Source organism: Halobacillus ihumii, from assembly GCF_902726645.1.
Classification (GTDB): domain Bacteria; phylum Bacillota; class Bacilli; order Bacillales; family Halobacillaceae; genus Halobacillus_A; species Halobacillus_A ihumii.
Map to the genome: position 1 here is coordinate 3,663,723 of NZ_CACVAO010000001.1, position 22,312 is coordinate 3,686,034.

The following is a 22,312-nucleotide window of genomic DNA, read 5'->3' on the forward strand; positions in this document are numbered from 1 at the left end:
TTTGGATTTTTTTATGAAGTATCTACAACAAAAAACAAAAAAGGGGAGATATCAGTGGCACACAAAACAATGGATAGTGGGTACAAATATAACACAGCTAAATTATGGCAAATTGTATTATTCACTTTGAATAATACATCGACAAACCTTTATTTGTTTGCTTTAACGTTTGTAACTTACTACGCAACAGGTTTTGTTGGATTAGCGGTTTTAGCCGTAAGTACTCTTTTGGGAGCAATGAGGTTCTTTGATGGAATAATAAATCCTGCTGTTGGGTTTATTATAGATAAAACAGAAACAAGATTTGGTAAATACAGACCATTAATAATTATTGGAAATATAATCTTGGCGATTTCTGTATTACTTATCTATGCAACACATTTATTACCAGAAGCAGTAAGATTAATTGCCTTGGTACTATTTTATATCATACACAAAATAGGATATTCAATTCAAACGTCGGTTACCAAAGCTGGACAGACTGTATTAACAAATCACCCTAAGCAGCGTCCATTATATGCGATTTTTGATGGCATTTATAATGTTTTAATTTTTACTGGTGGACAAGTTTTTGTAGCTTCATATCTGGTTGCAAAGTATGGAAGTTTTAACTTAGATTTATTTGCAGAATTAAATACCTACACCCTGATTCTTTCAGGTGTTTTTGCATTATTAGCTGTCATGGCCTTAGGCAATAAAGATCGTAAAGAAAACTATGGATTAGGGGAAGATACTACCGAAACGAATTCTATCCGTGAATACTGGCAGGTTATTAAGAAAAACAGACCATTACTATTGCTTTCACTTTCGGCATCTGCCGATAAGCTGGCTTCCCAACTTATTCGTCAATCAGTTGTAGTGGTAATGTTATTTGGCATTTTATTGGGAAACTATGAATTAAGTGGCACAATGGGCATGATTACAATGATACCGAGCGTATTAATAGCATTTTTTGTAGTGGCGATAGCTAGAAAAACAGGCTTAAAGAAAGCATATCTATCATGTGTTTGGGTTGGTTTTTTGTCTTTAGTTGGGTTGTTTTTTCTATTCCTGATAATAGATAACCCTTCAAGTATTTCTTTAAGTAACATTGGATTAGCAACAATTGTGTTTTTAACATTGTATACGTCAGCAATGAGCTTTGGCTTTCTTCCCACAACACTTGTAGTACCGATGGTTGCAGATGTGTCAGATTATGAAACACATAAATCAGGGCGTTATATTCCTGGTATGATGGGTACAATTTTCTCGTTTATCGATCAATTTGTTTCTTCAGCGGCACCGCTTATTATGGGTGTAGTTGTGGCTATGATCGGTTATGGTTCAGAGTATCCAGGAATAGGGGAACCGTTAACCACTCCATTATTCTGGGCAACCTTAATATTAGCGTTTGGAATACCTGCATTGCTATTAGTTGTATCAATTGTTTGCATGAAATTCTATAAACTTGATAGAAATACAATGGCAGAAATTCAAAAAGGTATTGCTGAAGTTAAAGAAAAAGCAGAACAAAAACGTGCTGCTGATCTATAGTTTGCAGAACAAGGATCAGAGTTAACTTAGAATGCTTTTTAAAAAACACTCTCGGTCAATTTATTATAGAATGTGGACAATTTAAAGCAATGACTTCTACTTAATACATAGTATAAACTTAAGTTAGTCCGCAGAAAGGAATGGTCGGTTTGGATGAATCCCTAATTGCAGTATATCGCGCTCATGGAAATGGGGAATCTTTTGACTATCATTCACATCAAGAATATGAAATTTATTTTTTTCATGCTGGCTCATGCAGGTATCTGATCCACAATAAAATTTATGATCTGGAACCAGGAGATATTATATTAATGGATGGTGTGACACTCCATAAGCCGAACATTCGCTCGAAAAGCGAATATGTCCGCAGTGTTATTCATTTTTCACCAGCATGGATAAAAGGTGTTCTTGAAGAAATGGGAAGCATGTATTTACTAGATCCTTTTAAAAAGCTACACCACTGTTTAATTCGAACAAAGGAAAATCAAGAATCGAATCGTTTAGAAGAAATCGTTTGCCGTCTTGCAGAGTTAAGATGGACAACGGATTTACAGGATGATTATGCAGAAACAGAAATGAAGGTGTTATTATTACAAGCGCTTATTAGTGTTAATCGACTCGGTAAAATAGACTCTATAAAACTATCGAATAACAAAGCAGACAAAACGGAACATGCGGAAAATATCGCTGCTTATGTCCAAACAAATTATATGAAAAAATTAACATTGGACTCGATAGCTGCAACACTTAACCTAAGTAAGTCCTACGTCTCACACGTTTTTAAAGAAATGACAGGGTTTACAGTAATGGAGTATTTAATGGGGTGTCGCTTAACACAAGTGAAATATTTACTTGAAATGGAACAAAGCAAAGCCTTAAAGGATGTGGCAATTGAAAGCGGATTTGAAAGCGTCCCCCATTTCAGTCGTTATTTCAAGAAGAAAGTGGGCGTAACAGCGCGGGAGTACCGTCGTTTACGGCAATAAATAAAAGCGAGGAGAATTGACTATGAAAAAAGTAAGATTAGGTATTATTGGCTTAGGAGCACAGGGTGGTGCTTATGCAGAATTTATCGCAGAAAATAGAGTAACAAACGTGGAAATCGGTGCTATTTGTGATATCGATACAGATAAAGAGGCCGTAGCTAAAGAAAAATATTCAGATGTCCCTTTTTATGATAATTATATTGACATGATTGAAGGCGGTAACATTGATGCTGTTGTTACTTGTGTTCCGCACTACTTACACCCGGAAATGGGTATCGAAGCGTTAAAAAGAGACATTCACGCATTGGTAGAAAAACCAGCGGGCGTTTATACAAAACAGGTTACAGAATTAAATGAATTCGCAGCAACAAAACCGGAATTAACGTTTGGTATTATGTTCAATCAAAGAACTAACGAATTATATCAAAAAGTGAAAGCGGTTATTGATAATGGCGAAATCGGTAATATTCGCCGGACGAACTGGATTATCACTACTTGGTGGAGACCACAAGGCTATTATGACCAAAGTTCATGGAGAGCGACATGGGAAGGTGAAGGTGGTGGTGTTCTTGTGAACCAGGCTCCACATCAATTAGATTTACTACAGTGGATTTGTGGCAGGCCAAAAAAAGTGTATTCTAATGTGAAATATGGTTATCAAAGGGATATTGCGGTGGAAGATGAGGTAACGACATTGCTTGACTATGGTAATGGTGCAACAGGTGTATTTATTACTTGTACACACGACATTATGGGTACAGACCGCTTAGAGATCCATGGAGATAAAGGGAAAATTGTGGTGGACGATAGCAAGAAGGTCACGATTAAACGCATGCATAAATCTGAGAAAGAAATGAGCGATACAATGGCCTGGGCAGATGTTACAAAACTTTTCATGGGTGGGGACCTGTCAGAAGTTTATAGTGAAGAAGTGCTTGAATTCGAAAGTGTCTGGGGCGCACAGCACACTGCGGTCATGGAAAACTTCGCAGCGAACATTTTAGACGGCACCCCATTGCTTGCACCTGGCAGTGATGGGATACATGGTGTAGCTTTAGCGAATGCCATTCATCTATCAAGCTGGCTAGGTAAAGAAGTAGAACTTCCAATTGATGAAGAAGTCTACCTGTCAGAATTAAATAAAAAGATTGAAGCGGGAAGACGTAATCCTGTTAAAAAGTAAGTTTATTGATCTACCCCATTTCTTGAAGGACATGGGGTAGTTTTTAAAGGAGCTTGGATCCATGCTGAAAATAGGAATTATTGGACTTGGTGATATATCTAAAATTCATATACCCGTTATTAAGGATAATCCAAATGTGGAGTTAGTTGCTGTTTGTGATATCGATGAGGAATTAAAGGATACCGTACCAGGGGCAAATTTTTATACCGATTACCATGTAATGCTGGAAAAGGAAACGTTGGATTGTGTCCATGTTTGTTTGCCGCACTATCTTCATTATGCTGCTACGAAAGCTTGTGTGGAAAAAGATATTCACGTGTTTCAAGAAAAACCTTTAGCACTAAATGCAGAAGAAGGCACGGCTTTAGTTGATTTGGAGGATTCCTGCAAGAACATTAAAATATGTGTTGCCTTTCAGAATCGTCTCAATGAAACGTTTGTAAAACTACAGGAGATTGTTGAAAGCGGGGAGTATGGCAAAGTAACCGGCTTAAAGGGACTGGTAACCTGGTTTAGACCAAAATCCTATTACGATGTAAAACCGTGGCGAGGTATCATGAAGCTGGCTGGTGGCGGTGTCATGATTAATCAGGCGATCCACACCTTGGATTTAATGCAGCTTATTGGCGGTGAAGTCGAAACAATTAAGGGGTCGATTGCCAACTTACTTGATTATGGTTTCGAAGTAGAAGATACTGCTACAGCTCATATTCAATTTGAAAATGGTGCAAAAGGGTTGTTTTTCGCAACAGTAACCAATGCGTCAAACTCTTCAGTAGAGTTTCAGGTGATTCTCGAAAAAGGCAAATTAACCATTAAAGACAGTATTTTAACTAGAACAAATGATGACGGGAAGAGGGAAAAGATTATCGAGGATGCAAAACTCCCCGGTGCTAAATTTTATTATGGGGCAAGCCATTCAAAATTAATTAATCATTTTTATTCTTGTATTGAAAATGACTCAGATGATTATATTCACGTGAAGGAAGCGCAAACATCGATGGAAATGATTAGTGCAATTCGTAGATCATCGAAAATTAATGAAGAAATAAAAATGGAGGTAAACCAATGAAAAAAGGAAAAATCGGTGTTCAAATGATGATGCTTAAAGGAAAAGTTGAAGAACTTGGAGCTTATGAAACAATGAAAGAATTACATAAGCTAGGCTTCGGAGCAGTGGAAGTATCACAGATTCCAATGACTGAAGAAAATGTATCGGAGTTAAAGAGAGCGAGCGAAGAATTTGATATAAACATCGCAGCACTATCTGCAGGATTAGAGCCAATGATGCCGGGGGCGCCTGGGGAAACATTAAAGAATGACTTTGATAAAATTATGAAGGATTGTAAAACACTAGATTGTAATTTTGTTCGTATTGGTATGCTTCCATTAACTAAAATGGCCGATAAAGATAAAATAATGGAATTTATCCAGGAAGCTGAAGTTATGGCAAAGCGCTTAGTTGAACATGGTATTGAGCTATATTATCATACCCACCATATCGAGTTCCAGAAATACGATGGAGAATATCTATTAGACCTTATGAAAAACAACACGTCTATACTGGGCTTTGAATTAGATGTTCACTGGATTCAAAGAGCTGGTGAAGATCCTGTGAAAGTCATTCAAAACTATAAGGATCGTATTTCGTTATTACATTTGAAAGATTATCGTATTGGAAAGTTAGATGTGAACGAGGAAGACTATCAAGACTTAGGTAAATTCTTTGGGAAATTCACTAATCTCATTGAATTTGCGGAAGTAGGTGAAGGAAATCTCGATATGAATGCAGTAATTGATGCTGGTCTTGAGAGTGGCGCTCAGTATTTCTTAATCGAGCAGGATGATACATATGGACGTGATCCATTTGATTGCTTGAAAACATCAGCCGATAACTTAAGAAAATTAGGTTATGCAGATTGGTTTTAATTTTAAATAAGATAATTGGTACCAAGGAGTGGATAATACATGAGTAAAGATGGCATGAATTACGCGCCAAAAGGCAAACCCAATCCGGTTGTGAAAGAGGGAGAATTTCCAGTGGCAGCTGCAGCACTTGATCACGGCCATATTAATGGAATGTGCAACGGATTAGTAGAAGCAGGTGCTACACTTAAATGGGTATACGACCCTGACCCTGAAAAAGTGAAGGAGTTTGTAGAACAATTTCCAGGTGTTCAAATTGCAGATTCGTTAGAGCAAATTTTACATGATGAATCCATTAAATTAGTGGCAGGAGCAGCTATCCCTTCTGAACGAAGTGCACTAGGTAATAAGGTTATGGAAGCTGGGAAAGATTATTTCACGGATAAAACGCCTTTTACAACCAAGGCTCAATTAGAAGAAACAAAGTTGGTAGTGGAAAGAACTGGCCAAAAATATATGGTTTATTTCAGTGAACGGCTGCACGTGGAAGGTGCTGTGTTTGCAGGTGATCTTATTAAGGATGGAGCAATTGGAAACGTTATTCAAGTGACAGGATTTGGACCGCATCGCTTGAATGCATCAAGTCGTCCGGAATGGTTTTTTACTAAAGAACAATACGGTGGTATTTTATGTGATATCGGAAGCCATCAGATTGAACAATTTTTATATTTTGCAGGCTGTGAAGATGCTGAAATTTTACACAGTAAAGTCGGAAACTATAATAATCCCGACCATCCAGAACTGGAGGATTATGGTGATGCGACATTACGAGGGGATAACGGGGCCACACAAATTTTTAAAGTGGATTGGTTCACGCCGGAAGGATTAAGTACATGGGGAGACGGTCGTACCTTTATTACTGGGACAGAAGGGACGATTGAAATACGCAAATACGTTGATGTTGCACGCGCGGAATCTGGTGATCATCTTTATTTAGTAAATAAGGATGGCGAGAAGCATTACGAGTTATCAGGCAAGGTAGGTTTCCCCTTCTTTGGTGAGCTTATAAAGGATTGTATTAATCGCACGGAAAAAGCAATGTCGCAGGCACATGCATTTAAGGCTGCTGAACTATGCTTGCAAGCACAGGAGCAAGCCGTGGTTGTAACTAAGTAGACATAATGATACATGATAAACCATCCTTCTTATTGAAGGATGGTTTTAATAGTTTAGAGGGGCTCTATCCTTCCCTATAGGCTTTATTATGCAGCAGGGCTTGTAATAAGTCATATGAAATGAACTCAGAGGCGCCAAAAATGATTGGACAGTTTTGTTTCAGCAGTGTAATTTTTATCCTTCACCAGAAATTTCCTTTATAGTGGAACAAGCCCCAGCCTTCATGTAATATTGTAAGTATATGGGAGAAAAAACCAAAAGTTCAATAGTGTTATACGTGTAACTTAAACTTAAGTTCATAGATTTGATTTTTCTCCCTTGATCATACACTCATAATGCAGTCATAGCTCTGGTAACAAAATGGTTTCTAAAACTCATTACTTATACAAGGGGATCTCATTATGAATGAAGGGAAAATTATTAAGTTTTATCGTGAGCAATCGGGAATGACACAAGAACAGCTAGGGAGGGGAATTTGTTCCGTTACACATATCAGCAAAATTGAACTCGGACAAACTCATTACTCTTCCGAAATCGTATCATTAGTAGCTGAACGACTGAACATTAATATGGAGGCGGAGATCGATAATTTTATAACGGTAAAACAAAAGCTTGATCGTTGGCTTTACGCAATCAGTTTGGAGAGGGAACAGGAGTTTGAAGCGATCAGAAATGAACTCGCGGACAATCCATTCATTGAGATCTCTGAGTACCATTGCTTTTACACCTTATTGTTGGCGCGTTACTGTCTGTTAAAGGATAAAAACGACGACGCCTGTGAGATTGTAAGGAATATTAATGAAAAAACACTTCCTCCCTATGAATTCTATCTATTTAAACATGTTCGGGGGATCCTTCTTTTAAAAAATCAGGAGTATCAGCAAGCTGTTGAAATCCTAAAGTCGATTAACAATGAAATCTACAAAAATCCGGAATACTACTACCATTTGGCAATCGCTTATGAATCCAATGATGCTAAACACATGGCCTATACATGTGCTGTTGAGGCTCTCCAACATTTTAAAGAAACGAGCAATTTCTTAAGGATAATTGATGTAGAAATGCTGCTGTTGATTTTGAAAAGCCAGGATAAACATCACGATTTCAATGAACGGCTTAGAAAGTACGAGGCGCTGATCCAGAGTTGTGAGTTATGTCAGACGCCAGGAAGAAAGGCCAAAGTTCTTCACAATTTAGCTTTCGAATATTATGTTAGGGAGGATTTTGAAACAGCAGGCAGACTTTACAATCAGTCCATGAACCTAAAGAAAGTTAATACTGGTAACTATTTGTTGTCGTTAGAGGGGTATATTCAAAGCTGTGTCAGAGGGAATCTCTCTTATAAGGGTGAACTGTTGAGCCTTGCAGAGAATGCCGTTCAAGCAGCAGAAGAAATGGATGCACCGTTGTTTACATATCTTTTTAACTTGATTATTTATCTAATTCATCACGATCATATTAAGTACTATAGCTACTTAAGTGACCATGCTTTGCCTTTCTTTAAACAATACGGCCATGTTTATTTAGTGAAACGTTCTGAAAAAGAGCTCTTCACCTATTACTCAAAAATTGGACAATTTAAAAAGGCTGTAGCTCTTGCCCAGCCTGTCATGAAATAAGTGTACGAGGCCGCCCGTTATCCGGACGGTCTCGTTTATAAGAAGTTATTCTACACCGACTGCTTCATAGGCTTTCTGCACAGCTTCTACTTCTGCTGAAGATTCACCATAAAGAGCTGTCGCCGCTTCAATGGCTGCTTGACGCATCATGCTGAAGTCAGATGTTGCCGTTAAATATTGGGTGTTGGCTAGATAATAGATTTGTTCGGTTGCTTCTCGTCCAACTCCTTCGACAGTAACTCCGTAATGTGTGCCGCCTTCAGCAACCAGGTAGGCTGCTTTGTTATTGATGCTGGAGTTAATATGCACACCGCCGTTATCCGCCTCTCCTGTGTATCGTTTACTGTAATGGTCTGGATAAGGCCCAGTGAGAGCGTTCGTATAGGAAGCTGGGTCCTTCAACGTACGCAAAGCATCTCCTTCGATATCCGGTGTATAAACATCTTCACCCATCTTCCAATCTTCACGGTCAACCATGGTTCCAAGAATATCAGAGATGGATTCATTTAACGCCCCTGATTCACCTTGGTAAATCAGACTGGAAGTTGTATCTGTCACAGCATGTGTCAGTTCATGAGCGATGACATCTTTTGCTCCAGATAATGGGATGAACGTCTCGCCGTCTCCATCACCGTACATCATTTGTTTTCCGTTCCATGCCGCATTGTTCCATCCTTGTCCCACGTGTACAGAAGAAATCAGCTTCGCACCTTGATCATCGTAAGAGTCCCGCCCAAAAGTTTCTTGATAGTAATCGTAAACGTCAGCTGCATTTACCTGTGCGGACACAGCTGCAGGATCAGAGAAAAACTTATGGTCACTCGTAATTTCTTCGCCTGTATAGTCAGCCAGCTGTGACAACAGATTGAAAATTAGCGGGCTGATATGCTGGGCATGGAATGTGTGAACGCCGTCTCCTCGTGTTTCATCAAATAGGAAGTAGTTTCCTTCTGTGCCTTTGCTCATTTCGAACATCTGCTTTTGACCGAGCACACCTTTTCCAAAGCCAGTCACAAGGTCGATTTCATTGATCATGTTAATCACATCGCCATTTGTAGCGTCAATAAAATAGTGCCAGTAACCTGGTTCAGGTTTTGAAGTAGAGGCCTTCACAAGGTAAGCAAGATGAAATTCGCCGTCATGTTCGTAAATGTATAAGTTGCTGCTAATATCGCCGTCATATTCCTCAACATGACCGATTTTCTTATCGATGGCTGCTTTGGCGATATCTACTGCCTTTTGATCTGAAATGGACGGCTTAGTTGGAATATCTTTCTCTTCTAAATTAGGCACAACTTGTCCAAAAAAAGATGTGACATGATTTTTCTCATTTAAGGTGATCGTTTGGTCTGATCCGTATATTGGAATGTCTTTATATTGTTCCACGAGTCTGAGGTGGTGGGTTCCGCTATCTTTATTTGCTTTTTCCTTCACGACTTTGAAGTTTTGTGCCGCATCTCCTTGTAACTTAAACAATTCACTGTTGGCATTGAGGAAAGCAAACGCGACATCTTTTTCACTGAGCGTGTCAGCTTTCGTTAAGCCTTTTATCTGTGGTGCCTGCCAATTTCCAACGATATAGGAGGGGGTATTGTATTTTTCATTGAATTCAACCTTTTTCTCGCTGGCGTGAACATTTGGGGCAACGGACGCAAACCCTCCCAGTGCAAGGGATAACGCCAATGTAGATGAAACAACTTTTTTATTCAAGATCATTCACTCCCTTAGTAAAATTGGATCGATCGTTCATGAGAACTTCTTATTTTTCTTCGCCATCGCCTTGAGTGGCATTAAACTTCCAGTCTACTTGAAGCTTGTCTCCTTGGAAGATGTTCTGATCTTCACCGTTGTCCACAAACTCAAACTCTACCCATAATTCGTTCGAAGCACCCGAAGTAAGTCCGCCTTTTTGTTCCCATAACGGATCCCACACTTCTCGCTGCACAACATCAGGATCCATGTTCTTCAGTTCGTGTAGTGTCGTTTGAAAAACGGGTTCACTTTCCTTGTCCCAGTTAAAGAGGAAGTTGACTCTGATGTGCTTGCCAAAGTCAGCTGATCCATTGTCACCTTGAGCATCGATGATTTGGTAATCTGTTAGTAGATTGACGGTGTCGATTTTCACACTCCCATCGTTGGCGAGTTTGAATTCACGGACCATCGTGTCGCCAGGTTTTAGATTGCTGACGTCAATAATCTTCTGAGGGTCAACAGATAAATCTAACGTTCCTGCTGCAAACGTATTGTTTGTCGTTTCCGTGTCGCTGAAATACGCAAACGTACCTCCCCCGATTAACGATAAGCCGAGTGATGCCGTAACAACACTCATTCCCAGTTTCTTTTTCATACCCATTTTTAATCTCCTCCCTAGTAATTGTTCTATTAAACTCTTATGTATCCCAGAAAAATACAAAAGAAGAATAACCAAATTAAGCGGAACGTTTTTCAGTTTTTCCATCTATTTCTCTAACAACTTGAAAGATGGAACCGATCGAATACAAAAATAGAATGACTCCAGGCACAATGAGTAATAAAGCAGCACCTGCTTTGGAACTGGCGTAACTTAATAAATACCCAACATATGGAACAGTAAAGTCGACATAATGGCCAATTACGTTCTGTGAAAGAACAGGGGCTGCATCAACGGATTCGTTATGGTCACCTTTAGTGGTATAGATCCACTCACCATCTACCTGTTTCGCGTCGACAATACGGTGGGTGATCAGTTTGTCGTCTTCAGCTCGAAATGTAATGACCTCCCCTTTTTGATAGGTCATTTCTTCTTGTTTCGGCTTGATCGCTATGATCGATCCTGTCTGAAAGGTGGGTTCCATTGAACCAGAGAGCACAGTCTTTAGCTGATAGCCAAATATGGTGGGTTCTCCACCGCTTGTTTTTGAAGAAATAACGATAATAGCTAGACAAATCATGACGCCAATCAAGAGATACGTAACGAGACTGCTAATGATTTTTAAAGTTTTCTTCATCATCTTGAGTGGTTTCCTCCTTTTCTTGATTTGTATTTCCTTTAGCTTCGATAGGTTCTGATAGTTCTTCAGTCGCTGTGTCTTGTTTTTGAGTAGTAGGTTGGCTGTTTTCTTTTGGCGAATTTTCCTTGGTGGATTCAGTTTCTGGTTTTTCATCTCCCTTGGTCGGAGGGTTCTGATAAAAAGTATCATTGGTGGATGACTCTTTCTGTGGAGGTTCTTCTTTGCTATGGTTTTCCTTTTCAGGTTGCTTCTTTGGATTAGCTTTCTTTTCATTCGTTGTTTCACTCTGATGGTCGGCTGCCGGTTCAGGCGTTTGTTCGCGCTCACTGCGTTTTTGTTTCAAGTCTTCGATGGTTTCTTGTAGATCAGTTGATACGCGTTTGATTTGCTGCGAATCTATTTTCTTGTTACATGTCTCATAGAGCTTTTGGATTTTATCGAGGCCAGCTTGTACATACTGAGCTGAACCATTGCCACTGGTTGATGCAGCCCGTTGCTCATATTTTCTAACTTGATCATGAATGGATTTTAACTGTTGGGTCAGGTTCTTGATCTCATCACGCGCCTTTTGTAATGTCACGAGTTTAGCTTCAGCCTGGTGAATGGATAAATCATGAACTGTTATGGCAAGAACATTGTCATAAGCAGCATTTATACGGGTTGATAGTTGTTTCGCCCTTTTTACTAATTCGTCAATGGCTTCAGGAAAAACAACAGCAGCCGTGATGGTTGAGGTTGATGATTCCTGGTCAGAAAATACAGCCTCGGTTTCATCGATGACGGTTGAGGTTAAATAAAAGGTAATGCTGCATAAGCATGCCAGTACAGTTGTTTTTCTAACGTTCATGATTTCACCTGCCATTCTCATACTGCTTATTTATGGGGCCGCTGCCCTTAGGAAAAACCATAAGCTGATTTCCTTAAAGTGTAAATGGGGGGAATCGTCCGTGAATAAAGAAGAGAATCATAGTGAGTTTTGTCACATAACGGATGATTATTCTTATTTCATGAATAAAGCACCACATTAATCCCCCGAATAAGGTATAATTCCTTGTATGGAAAATAGTTCCTGCGACTAGTGTGTTGGTGAAATGGATAATGAAGTAATTGGTAAAAAAGTATCAGTGGAAACAATGAAATACTGGTTTTCAGCACTATGTTTTGGGGTTGAAGAAATTGAGTCTATAAATTATCGGGAGGGAACAAATGAAAGAATCGAAGTTTAATTTTATGTGGGATTTAGATAGCTTGTTCGTAGATGGAAGCGGATCACTTCAATTTAATGAACATGTCAAACACATGGAAAACAAAATATATGAGCTTGAAGAAATGGTTTATCTTTTTGAAACCCCGCAAGAAAAAGACGAAGCATATAGAGTTGCAGCTATAATTGAATACATAACTGACATTGAAAATAACCTGGCACAGGCCAATTCTTTTATATCCTGCCTTCTTGCACAGAACTCACAGGATTATAAGGCTTCAAGACTACAAGGAAAAACATCCTCTATAAATGCTCGATTTGAGTCGAATGTAAAGCGAGTACAAAAAGTCCTCGTAAATACAAATCAACAATTGTGGGAAAAGCTAGTAGATACTGAGATTCTAAAAGAATATAAATTCATATTAAATGATTGGTGTGAACAGGCTAAGTACTACCTTTCAAATAAAGAAGAAAGGTTAGTGTCAGATTTAATGGTTGATGGTTATCATGCTTGGGGAAAAGTTTATAATTCACTTCTCAGTAGTATTAGAGTTCATGTTCAAATCGACGGGGAGAATAAGGAGTTATCAGTTGCTCAAGCAATAAATTTGCGTTCGCATCCTGATGAAGGGGTTCGAAAAGAATCACATAATGCTCTAGAAGACATCTGGACTGAGAAAGAAGAATTATTTGCAAGCATACTTAATCATATTGCTGGGTTCAGGGTACAAGTGAATAAAAGAAGAGGTGTGAAAAACGTACTAGAACAACCTCTCATGGATAATCGTATGAAGAGGGAAACGTTGGATGCCATGTGGAGAGCGTTGAAGCAATATAAAAAACCTTTTGCTAATTACTTAAAACAAAAGGCCAAAATATTTGGTGATAATAAAATGGAATCTTATAATTTCTGGGCTCCCATGGCGCAAAGTCCTTATCAAATAAATTACGAAGAAGCAGTCGGGTTTATTTTGGAGCATTTTAGTCAATTTGGAACAGAATTAGAAAGTTTTTCTCGACATGCATTTGATAACGGCTGGATAGATGCAGAAGATCGCCCGAATAAATCAGCAGTGGCGTTTTGTACAGGGTTTCCGATTTCAGAGGAGTCAAGAGTTTTTATGACATATGGGGGTAGAATCACTGATGTACTAACTTTGGCACATGAACTGGGTCACGCTTTTCATAATCATGCTATGGGACCTGTTCATGCAGTGAATAAACATTACCCTATGAGTATAGCTGAAACAGCTTCAACTTTTTCCGAAATGATCATCTTAGATGCAGCGATGGATAAAGCAGAATCTAGAAATGAAAAATTGTTCCTGCTGGATGAAAAATTAAAGCGTAGTGTGATGAACTTTATGAATATACACGCTAGGTTTTTGTTTGAAGAGAAATTTTACAAAGAACGGGAAAAAGGGTTCGTCTCCTCATCACGATTAAATGTGCTCATGCAAAACGCACTAGATGAGGGGTATGAAGGCTCTCTGGATAACCCATCTATTCATTCCTGGGTCTGGACACCGCATTTTTATCTTACTAAATCACCTTTTTACAACTTTCCCTATACATTTGGATACTTATTTTCTCTTAGTATCTATGCGAAGGCAAAGGAAAAAGGAAGAGATTTTGAAAAAAGTTATTTAGAACTGCTTCGTGATTCAGGGAATATGTCCACAGAGGATTTAGTCATGAAGCATTTGGGGGAAGATATTACATCAAAGTCGTTTTGGGAGAAAGGGATGGCGTTATGCGTGAAAGATGCTGAAGATTTTATTAAACTGAGTTCTATATAATGGCCGGTTATAATGAAGTGTTTCCATACACTGGTGGTTAAAAATTTTGTTTATGGTGTATCGAAAAAAATTTAGGAACGGTCAACTATATGCGGGGGTACGGAACGTTTGGAAGCACATTTTCCTAATGCTGATTAAGAACTTTTTCTGCGTCAGATACTCCTTACAGTAGGTTGACCGTTTTCTTTTGCACATCTAAATGAGCGGAAGGCAAGTGGGGGGCTATACGTGAGTACTGATTAGGATGAGTCAGTTCACTGATGATCAGTCCAACTGTGAATGATATTTTTCAACATATCGACTCAACGTCAGCAATGGCCATATATAATTATAACTATGATAATATATATAAAAGCTGCCCGGAAGTCCTGCCCCTGTAGGATACGTGAAACCCTGGCCGCGTTCGTGTAACTGATATAACAAACAATCGATTCCGCGGTTGATTTCCTCCGTCGGTCCACTGTAAACCGAAATTAATGCGTCTAAAGCCCAAGCCGTTTGCGATGGCGTGCTAAAACTTAGGGGGACATAGTTTTTTTCAATATCACTCTGACAGGATTCACCCCAGCCCCCATCCTTATTTTGGATGCTCTTCAACCACTGAACACCTTTTTCAACCGAGGTATGATCACGTTTAACTCCCACGGCTCTCATTCCTGTGATCGCAGCCCAAGTCCCATAAATATAAGAAACTCCCCAACGTCCATACCACGCACCATTCGTTTCTTGATTTTCCACGAGCCAATTGACGCCGCTTTTAATTTGAGGATGGTAAAGGTTTAAGCGTGCGTCCCGGCCAAGAAACTCCATGGTGCGTCCTGTTAAATCAGCCGTTGAGGGATCTATGCTCGCGGCTTCAGCTCCATCGATCGGCACGAGCTTCAATATTTTTTTATCAGTATTTTTTTCAAAAGCAGGCCATCCACCGTCATGATTTTGCATGCTTAAGGCCCATTTCATTCCTCTAAACCAGGATTGTCTGATGGGTGGAGATTGACTCGCTGTATTCTTTATGGCTCTTAATGCTGCGGTTGTATCATCGACATCCGGGTTCATTGTATTACTATCTGAAAAACCCCATCCTCCTGGTAAAACATAGGGATTATGGATTGCCCAATCGCCATATCTATAATGCTGTTTTTGTAATAGATAATAATTGGCTTTTTGAATCGTTGGGGAAGAACTTTCTACTCCAGCTGTTTGCAGGGCATGGGAGATGAGCGAGGTGTCCCAGACGGTCGAGGGTGAATTTTGTATATGGTCATTCGAACATTGCAAAGACTTTAAACCCCTCACGGCATTTTGGATGACAGGGTCGTCTTTAGAATAACCCAAAGCCAGCAGTGAAAAAATCATTAAAAAGGTGGCACTAAAATAACTATACAGTGTCCCATTCGGTTCAATTCTTCCTATCATAAACCGATTGGCTTTTTCGAGGGCCATTCGATGTAACTCACTGGGTAATCCGATTAACCTTTTGATGCTTTGTGTAATAAAAGACATACTGCCTGATCTGAATTCCTCAAAATAATCATTATCTGAAACACGATGATTGAGTAAATGAGATAAATTAGGGGTTTCTTTTCCCTTCAACACGAACTTTTGATCAGCAACGATTAACATCGGAGCCATATGAACTCGTGCATAGCCGACGAAATCAAAAAAGTTAATCGGGAAGGACTGGGGAAGTAATATCATTTCTATCGGGACAGGAAAGAATTTAGGCCAAGGTAATTGACCGGTTACGGCCAGCATCATTTTCGTCAGTGAAGTGGCTTGATTAAGCCCTCCTTTTTTCATAATAAATTGCTTTGCCATTCGCATGTCCAGATCTTCTTGTTGTTTGTACCCGGAATAGAGGAGGGCATAGTAAGCCTCAATCGTGGCTGAAAGGTTCCCTTCCTCTTCATCCTCATAAAGTTTCCACGTGCCATTCTCGCATTGTTTGGACTGAATTCGGTGAGCCAGCTGGTGTATTAATTCTTCGTCATTTATTTCAAGTGACCTCAATAGAATAATCATATAAGCATCAGTCATCGGAGGGCCTTCAAAACAAAATCGCCAACTACCATCCTCTGTCTGCCTATCTTGCAACATCTCAATAAGATGATTGATTTCTGCCTTCATTCGCTCCTCCATAGGTGATCACTCCTTCATGAGTAATGTATTCATTTGAAAAATTGAATATCACAGTATATGATGAATCGTTTTAACTCTACATATAGAAGGTGAGTCGATGGGAAATAGGCTAATGAAAGGGAAGTTGTTTCTTCATCATAAACTGTCATCAAGTTTGAAAAAGATAAAGAAAAACTTAAAAAACCTTCAGCCCTCCCCAATTTCAGAGGAACAATTAAGTACAGAAGAACAAGATATCATTGATTTTGTAAAAAAGGAAACAGCTCAACTCAACAGCAATAACATCACCAGAACGCAAGGCTATTTAGATTTTTATCGGCAATTTCCTGAAATTCATTGGGCGTTTTTGGGTCATATGGTATCCAGGAATGGCGGATGGAATATGACCGATCTTAAAGGAGATTTCTTGCCAAAAATATTATCGGTTGATGAAAAGCAAAATTTCTTTACTTTCTTAGAACGGGGAAATTGGCTGATTTTTCATGATATTTATCCGCAATTGCTGTTATATCAAGAAAGTATCAGACGGAACACCAATTTATTTTATCTTTTACCTGCCATCGGAGTTTCTCGGTTCATGGAAGTGATATGGAACCACTTTTGGGAAGAAAGTGACGAATATCTTCTGGCCATTGCTCTCGTGATTAATGAACAAAGTTATTTAGAAAAAAGGGTCGTTCAACAGCCGCACTATCAAAAAACAGTGTTAAATACATTAGAATTTAAACTGCAAGATTTATTAAGTTTGAATCAAATCCTTTTTCCCTGCTCAGAAGGAGATAAAATTAAGATCCGCGGTCAAACCATTCATCACTTCGCCTCTTTACACGAACGGATTTTATTAGGCATTCGATTATATAAGCTTCTATTTGAAGAGGGAAATTTCGCTGCTTTTTACAAATGGGCCCTGCAGCATCCTCATACCGGATCGAGAAGGGATTATTGGCCGATGTTATTCAATGATATTAATGAATCTATACCTGGGAAACCGATTAAACGACGAACAAGAAAGTGCCGGTTAAAGCCGGGGTCTCACCGGATCTATAGCCCTCAATTAAAGTATAGTTGGAAAAATGTCGAACATAAACAAGCAGAAGAAGGAGATTGGTATTCAACATGGCAAATTGTCCGATATTTAAAAAAGGATACCCAATTCGTAGATGGGAATATTCAGGATGAATACTGTTACACGTTGGAAAAACTCGAATTCTCAATCCTCGCCAAACAATCGATTACACCTTAAAGGCTTATGGTGTACGATGATATTTGCTTCACTGATCGGGACGTACTTGGACCTTTGGATGGTGGGAGAGGGATATTATGCATTTCCTAACCGGCCGTTTCCAAGTATTTTTTCTATTAATATCTTATTTACTCTTTTGATGTTACCTGTAGTAACGATAGCGGTTATATCTTTGTTCAGAGCATTCACTTCCTTTATACAACGGGGGCTGATCTCTCTATCTATCTTTCTTTTCATCCCAATCTTTGAACACGTCTCCGGTTTGTTTGGTGTTTTCACACATACTGGTGATTGGAATCATCTTTATTCTGGTTTTGGGTACGTCATCTTTACATTCGTCATTTGGAAGTTTTATCTATGGATGTCTTCCTGAAAAGTCTGGTTCCACTATCTCGCAATAGTACGGTAAACATCAATCATTGATAGTTGCAGTCCAATGTGCATGCTTATTGGGCTGTTTTTGGTGTGATGAACCATCTTTTCGGAAACGCTATTGAACAAAAAGGCAGGTTAATAACACAAGTTATGGAGCATTTCATTGTAACAGTGAATGTTTTTTACTATATCCATCATTAACTTTATGGAACATAAAAAAATAGGGAATGACTGTGATACGATAAATAGTGTTGAACTTATTAATACTTAGAGGTAAGAAAGTAATCAAGCATAAAAAAGCCCGGATCAGTTAGAAATGGAGTGAATCTAGTTTTGGAAATGAAAAAAGCATTACCTATTTTGTTTGCCGTGATGTTCTTCGTCATGGTGGGCTTTGGAATTATTATCCCTGTATTGCCATTTTATGCTGAAGAATTGGGGGCTTCTCCTACACAATTGGGACTGCTTATGGCGGTTTATTCACTCATGCAGCTCCTTTTTGCCCCAATGTGGGGAAGGATTTCTGATAGGGTTGGCCGGAAGCCTGTGATCATGATTGGTATATTGGGGCTTTCGTTATCCTTTTTTCTCATGGCCGTTTCTTCGCAGCTTTGGATGCTCTTCGCTGCAAGAATAGTCGGCGGCTTTTTGTCTGCTGCTAACATGCCGACCATCATGGCTTATGTGGCTGATATTACAACAGAGGAAGATCGGGGAAAAGGAATGGGAGTGATTGGCGCTTCGATCGGTCTTGGCTTTATACTGGGACCGGCAATTGGCGGTGTTTTCTCAAAGACTAGTTTAAGCATGCCCTTCTATATAGCTGGAGCTTCTTCTTTATTAACGCTCATCCTTGTGTGGCTTATCTTGAAGGAATCGTTGCCACACGAAAGCAGGGGTGGACAAACTGCTCAAAAGACTTCTTTAAAATATAGTCTGAGTGGATCGATATCGATTTTATATGTTCTGCAATTATTTGTATCTGTATCGTTAGCCGGCCTGGAAGCTACCTTTGCTTACTTTGCTGCTGAAGAAGCAGGAATAGGCACCGTAGAGCTGGGCTATCTTTTTATGATCATGGGGCTGGCTGGAGCCTTTGTACAAGGAGGATTAGTCGGTAAACTAACGAAAAAATTTGGAGAAGGATTTGTCATTCAAATTGGAATCACAATTTCAGCTCTAGGTTTTGGACTAATTCTGCTCATTGATAGTTTTGTAACTGCAGCCGTCTTTTTGACGATCTTCGGGGTTGGAAATGGGATCATCCGTCCAAGTGTTTCCGCTTTATTAACGAAAAAGTCTACAGCAGGGTATGGCAGTACAACAGGTCTTTTGTCTTCCTTTGATTCACTGGGGAGAATCATTGGTCCTCCATTAGGCGGGTGGCTCTTTTCTATCTTCATAGGCTTGCCTTATCTATCAGGGATATTATTATCGTTGATCGCATTTTGCCTGTATCGACTCTATCTCGGACAATCAAAAAAATATAGATCAGCCTCATCATTATAAGTAAAATATTTATTAACAGGCTAAGGGCTAAAGAGGGTACGCAATTCTGACATAGTGAATTGCGTTCTTTTGTTAGGCAGGGCGACATATTTTGAGTACGGTAATTTAAAGTGAAAAAATAATTCGTACTCTCGAACATGTCATCAACGTACGATGGTCATTTAAACATTTTAAAAGGAATCGTACAAGGTTTGGCCAAACTAGTTTAGAAAGATTAAATCGGTTTGTGATCAACTTTTAGGAAGTGAATAACTTTGGGTCACATTGATAAACGCAATCGTCTGGATGAGGAGCCTTTCAGTTATCGAGTCACGAAAAATAATACTGTTTTTATTGATTGGCACAACAAACAAGCAAAGATTCTTAAAGGCAAGGAGGCGGAAAAATTTCTAAACAAAGTTAAGCGGGTTAACGATGGGAAAGAGTTGCAGCTTATGATGGCTAACATAACTGGAAATTTCAAAAGAGGGAATGAGCGGGAATAATAACTTAGGGAGGATCATTAAATGCAGTTTAATTGAGCTTTAGAAAGGCATATGCAAGAACTCAACAGTCTAAAGAACTATCATTTTGCGGTGTTACTCATTCATTATGATGATTTGGATCACGAGGGAAAGCCTTATCATCAGGAATACTATCTTCATCTCGTTTCTAAAAAGGAAATAACGATTGGCTTCTTATCTATAATACATTTATTAAGTAATTATAAGAAAATTTGAAATTAATGATCGAATTTTGAAGGTGTTTTTTTATAAAAATAGAAGGGGAATAAGAAGGACAGTTTTTTTTACGTGCTGCTGTAGGTGACGCGGCTGTTACAGGGGGAGCAGCAATAAAATCGTACAGGAAGTAAGCCAAGGGTCCTCAAGTTGAGGTAATGACTTTAGGAATACATAAGTAAGAAGCCAGTCTTTTCTATGAAACTGTGTAAGGAGGAGTGAAACATGAATAAGAGACTAAAATCAGCGGCGATGCTGATGACCATTTTAATGTTTTTGTCGACTTTGACTAGTACAGGACATGTAAGCGGGGCATCAGTCGATTCGCAAAAACACGAAGATACTACTCAAACAGACATACCAGTGGCAGGGCAGCCAGATTCAAGCTTTACACCATACTATAATAAGATCTACAGCTTGCCTGAACAAGTTGAAGCATTGTATCCGACGCCGGATGTAGAATTTAAGACACCTGGATTCAAGCCAGGGAAATCGAATTTTACGACTCAGCAGGAAATGATGTCGTTTTTACAAAAATTGGACCGTTCAAGTGACGTGATGAAGATGAAAGTCGCGGGTCATTCCCTTGAAGGACGTGACATTCCTATAGTCGTTCTATCAACCAGTCATGGAAATAAGGAAGAGTTTAAGAATAAAACAACTGTAATGCTGGAAGGCCAGGTACATGGGGACGAGCCAACGGGTGGAGAATCCGTACTCGTTATGGCGCAAAAGTTGGCAAAAGAGAAACTTGGAGAGAACGTCCTTGATGAGATTAATGTCATTTTAGTCCCGCGAATCAACCCGGACGGTTCTTATTACTTTCAGCGCCAGACTGCAAATCAATTAGATGCTAACCGTGATCATGTGAAACTGGAGCTCCCTGCTATTCGCACGCTTCATAAGATTTTCAACAAGTATCAACCAGAAGTGGTTATTAGTGCACATGGGTATTTAGGACTTCCAAGTAAATTTCCAAATCCGCAAAAATTACCGGGAATAGGAGAAGAGGGAGCCATTCCTTATCACGATATTCTATTGGCACCTGATTTGAACTTAAATATTCCGAAATCAGTTCGAAAAAAAGCAACAAAATGGTTTGTGAAACCAACGCATAAAGCACTTGAAGAAGAGGGTTTTTCATCCTATCCGTACTATCTGCTTAAGAAGTCAGCTGAGAAACCGACTATCACAGGAGGCAGTCTGGCTGCCGGAATAGACACTAACGCTTACGGTCTCCAACCCGCTTTCACGATTCTAGTCGAAAGCCGGGGTTACGGGCTGGGCCGTGAAACCTTTAAACGTCGTGTAGCTGCATCCGTAACGGCTCACACCAATATCATTAAAACAGCAGCACAACGTGCAAATGCCATCGAATCTGTGATCCAGCATGCTAAAGCGAAAATTACGCGTCAAGGCGAAAAGATAGGGAAAAAAGATAACATCGTTTTGGATAGTAAACGGCAAGAACTCCCGGGTCAGCAGTACCTAGAAGTTGTTGACATTGAGGAAGGGGCAGTCGAACGGATTCCGGTGAATTTTTTAAGTTCACAACAATCGGTACCGACACAGGAAATCGTTCGTCCAACTTCTTATATTATGCCTCCAGCCTATCATGAGATCGCGAAGAAGCTGAAACTGCAAGGTGTCGAGGTGAAAAAGCTGAAGGAAACGAAAGTACTGGAAGTGGAACGCTATAAAGTGACGGATAAAAAAGTGGATGACACATACTATCAAGGTCATCTGCTGACACATGTTGAAACAGATAGGAAAAAGAAAACTTATCGCTTTCCTAAAGGAAGCTATGTGTTCAGCTCTGCTCAGCCAGAGGCTAATCTAATTGCTTTATCACTCGAACCGGAGTCTGAAGTAGGGTATGTCACCTATAACTACCTGCCTGTTAATGAAGGGGACATTGTTCCCGTTTATCGGTATATGAAAGAGGAAAAAATCGTAGAGGATTAATAAACA

General features: G+C 39.4%; 18 protein-coding genes. 13 read left to right on the forward strand and 5 right to left on the reverse strand.

All coding sequences use genetic code 11. The features are described 5' to 3' along the window. The first annotated feature begins 54 nt into the window (after positions 1–54). The 7 genes from G6R08_RS18315 (at position 55) to G6R08_RS18345 (ending at position 8,363) form a co-directional block, all read left to right on the forward strand. Positions 55–1,533 carry an MFS transporter gene (locus G6R08_RS18315; RefSeq protein WP_240339774.1) on the forward strand — a complete coding sequence of 493 codons (1,479 nt, stop codon included), beginning with the start codon at positions 55–57 and terminating at the stop codon, positions 1,531–1,533. A gap of 140 nt (positions 1,534–1,673) precedes the next feature. Further along, on the forward strand, positions 1,674–2,519 hold the full coding sequence (locus G6R08_RS18320) for an AraC family transcriptional regulator (RefSeq protein ID WP_240339775.1): 846 nt from the start codon (positions 1,674–1,676) through the stop codon (positions 2,517–2,519). A 22-nt stretch (positions 2,520–2,541) separates the two neighbouring features. Continuing rightward, on the forward strand, positions 2,542–3,702 hold the full coding sequence (locus tag G6R08_RS18325; RefSeq protein WP_163530031.1) for a Gfo/Idh/MocA family protein: 1,161 nt from the start codon (positions 2,542–2,544) through the stop codon (positions 3,700–3,702). 61 nt (positions 3,703–3,763) lie between these two features. Continuing rightward, positions 3,764–4,774, forward strand: a complete 1,011-nt coding sequence (locus G6R08_RS18330) for a Gfo/Idh/MocA family protein (protein WP_163530033.1) — start codon at positions 3,764–3,766, stop codon at positions 4,772–4,774. Further along, positions 4,771–5,631: a sugar phosphate isomerase/epimerase family protein gene (locus tag G6R08_RS18335; protein WP_163530035.1), complete on the forward strand. Its 861-nt coding sequence runs from the start codon at positions 4,771–4,773 to the stop codon at positions 5,629–5,631. The genes G6R08_RS18330 and G6R08_RS18335 overlap by 4 nt, the downstream gene beginning before the upstream one ends. 39 nt (positions 5,632–5,670) lie before the next feature. Beyond that, entirely contained in the window at positions 5,671–6,744 is a 1,074-nt protein-coding gene (locus G6R08_RS18340; protein ID WP_163530037.1) for a Gfo/Idh/MocA family protein, read from the forward strand. 401 nt (positions 6,745–7,145) lie between these two features. Beyond that, complete coding sequence (locus G6R08_RS18345; RefSeq protein ID WP_163530039.1) at positions 7,146–8,363, forward strand: helix-turn-helix domain-containing protein; 1,218 nt, start codon at positions 7,146–7,148, stop codon at positions 8,361–8,363. A gap of 45 nt (positions 8,364–8,408) precedes the next feature. Here G6R08_RS18345 and G6R08_RS18350 read toward each other — a convergent pair whose 3' ends face one another. The 4 genes from G6R08_RS18350 to G6R08_RS18365 form a co-directional block, all read right to left on the reverse strand. Next, a complete protein-coding gene (locus tag G6R08_RS18350; RefSeq protein WP_163530041.1) occupies positions 8,409–10,073 on the reverse strand; it encodes a M4 family metallopeptidase in 1,665 nt (554 codons plus the stop codon). Positions 10,074–10,122: 49 nt separating this feature from the next. Continuing rightward, the gene (locus G6R08_RS18355; RefSeq protein WP_079529571.1) at positions 10,123–10,716 is read right to left on the reverse strand and encodes a CalY family protein; all 594 of its coding nucleotides are present in this window, start codon (positions 10,714–10,716) and stop codon (positions 10,123–10,125) included. A 76-nt stretch (positions 10,717–10,792) separates the two neighbouring features. Next, positions 10,793–11,350, reverse strand: a complete 558-nt coding sequence (gene sipW / locus G6R08_RS18360; protein ID WP_163531393.1) for a signal peptidase I SipW — start codon at positions 11,348–11,350, stop codon at positions 10,793–10,795. Further along, positions 11,325–12,200 (reverse strand): DUF4047 domain-containing protein, encoded by an 876-nt coding sequence (locus tag G6R08_RS18365; RefSeq protein ID WP_163530043.1) that lies wholly within the window; start codon positions 12,198–12,200, stop codon positions 11,325–11,327. The genes sipW and G6R08_RS18365 overlap by 26 nt, the downstream gene beginning before the upstream one ends. A gap of 359 nt (positions 12,201–12,559) precedes the next feature. On the opposite strand from G6R08_RS18365, the gene G6R08_RS18370 reads away from it, so the two are divergent. Further along, positions 12,560–14,356 (forward strand): M3 family oligoendopeptidase, encoded by a 1,797-nt coding sequence (locus G6R08_RS18370; RefSeq protein WP_163530045.1) that lies wholly within the window; start codon positions 12,560–12,562, stop codon positions 14,354–14,356. Positions 14,357–14,620: 264 nt separating this feature from the next. On the opposite strand, the gene shc is transcribed toward G6R08_RS18370, so the two are convergent. Next, a complete protein-coding gene (gene shc / locus G6R08_RS18375) occupies positions 14,621–16,495 on the reverse strand; it encodes a squalene--hopene cyclase (RefSeq protein ID WP_163530047.1) in 1,875 nt (624 codons plus the stop codon). A 97-nt stretch (positions 16,496–16,592) separates the two neighbouring features. On the opposite strand from shc, the gene G6R08_RS18380 reads away from it, so the two are divergent. The 5 genes from G6R08_RS18380 to G6R08_RS18395 all read left to right on the forward strand — a co-directional run bounded on the left by G6R08_RS18380 (position 16,593) and on the right by G6R08_RS18395 (position 22,306). Next, on the forward strand, positions 16,593–17,738 hold the full coding sequence (locus G6R08_RS18380; protein WP_240339776.1) for a DUF2515 family protein: 1,146 nt from the start codon (positions 16,593–16,595) through the stop codon (positions 17,736–17,738). A 16-nt stretch (positions 17,739–17,754) separates the two neighbouring features. Beyond that, a complete protein-coding gene (locus tag G6R08_RS22535; RefSeq protein WP_420810410.1) occupies positions 17,755–18,111 on the forward strand; it encodes a CBO0543 family protein in 357 nt (118 codons plus the stop codon). A 335-nt stretch (positions 18,112–18,446) separates the two neighbouring features. Then, positions 18,447–19,622, forward strand: a complete 1,176-nt coding sequence (locus tag G6R08_RS18385) for an MFS transporter (RefSeq protein ID WP_163530048.1) — start codon at positions 18,447–18,449, stop codon at positions 19,620–19,622. A 254-nt stretch (positions 19,623–19,876) separates the two neighbouring features. Then, entirely contained in the window at positions 19,877–20,107 is a 231-nt protein-coding gene (locus tag G6R08_RS18390) for a hypothetical protein (RefSeq protein ID WP_163530050.1), read from the forward strand. A 459-nt stretch (positions 20,108–20,566) separates the two neighbouring features. Further along, a complete protein-coding gene (locus G6R08_RS18395) occupies positions 20,567–22,306 on the forward strand; it encodes a M14 family metallopeptidase (RefSeq protein ID WP_163530052.1) in 1,740 nt (579 codons plus the stop codon). Positions 22,307–22,312 lie beyond the last annotated feature (6 nt).

Coding starts and splice junctions, on each gene's coding strand:
- G6R08_RS18320 (WP_240339775.1), top strand. CDS start 1,674: ATGGTCGGTTTGGATGAATCCCTAATTGCAGTATATCGCGCTCATGGA.
- G6R08_RS18325 (WP_163530031.1), top strand. CDS start 2,542: ATGAAAAAAGTAAGATTAGGTATTATTGGCTTAGGAGCACAGGGTGGT.
- G6R08_RS18330 (WP_163530033.1), top strand. CDS start 3,764: ATGCTGAAAATAGGAATTATTGGACTTGGTGATATATCTAAAATTCAT.
- G6R08_RS18335 (WP_163530035.1), top strand. CDS start 4,771: ATGAAAAAAGGAAAAATCGGTGTTCAAATGATGATGCTTAAAGGAAAA.
- G6R08_RS18340 (WP_163530037.1), top strand. CDS start 5,671: ATGAGTAAAGATGGCATGAATTACGCGCCAAAAGGCAAACCCAATCCG.
- G6R08_RS18345 (WP_163530039.1), top strand. CDS start 7,146: ATGAATGAAGGGAAAATTATTAAGTTTTATCGTGAGCAATCGGGAATG.
- G6R08_RS18355 (WP_079529571.1), bottom strand. CDS start 10,716: ATGGGTATGAAAAAGAAACTGGGAATGAGTGTTGTTACGGCATCACTC.
- sipW (WP_163531393.1), bottom strand. CDS start 11,350: ATGAAGAAAACTTTAAAAATCATTAGCAGTCTCGTTACGTATCTCTTG.
- G6R08_RS18365 (WP_163530043.1), bottom strand. CDS start 12,200: ATGAACGTTAGAAAAACAACTGTACTGGCATGCTTATGCAGCATTACC.
- G6R08_RS18370 (WP_163530045.1), top strand. CDS start 12,560: ATGAAAGAATCGAAGTTTAATTTTATGTGGGATTTAGATAGCTTGTTC.
- shc (WP_163530047.1), bottom strand. CDS start 16,495: ATGGAGGAGCGAATGAAGGCAGAAATCAATCATCTTATTGAGATGTTG.
- G6R08_RS18380 (WP_240339776.1), top strand. CDS start 16,593: ATGGGAAATAGGCTAATGAAAGGGAAGTTGTTTCTTCATCATAAACTG.
- G6R08_RS22535 (WP_420810410.1), top strand. CDS start 17,755: ATGATATTTGCTTCACTGATCGGGACGTACTTGGACCTTTGGATGGTG.
- G6R08_RS18395 (WP_163530052.1), top strand. CDS start 20,567: ATGAATAAGAGACTAAAATCAGCGGCGATGCTGATGACCATTTTAATG.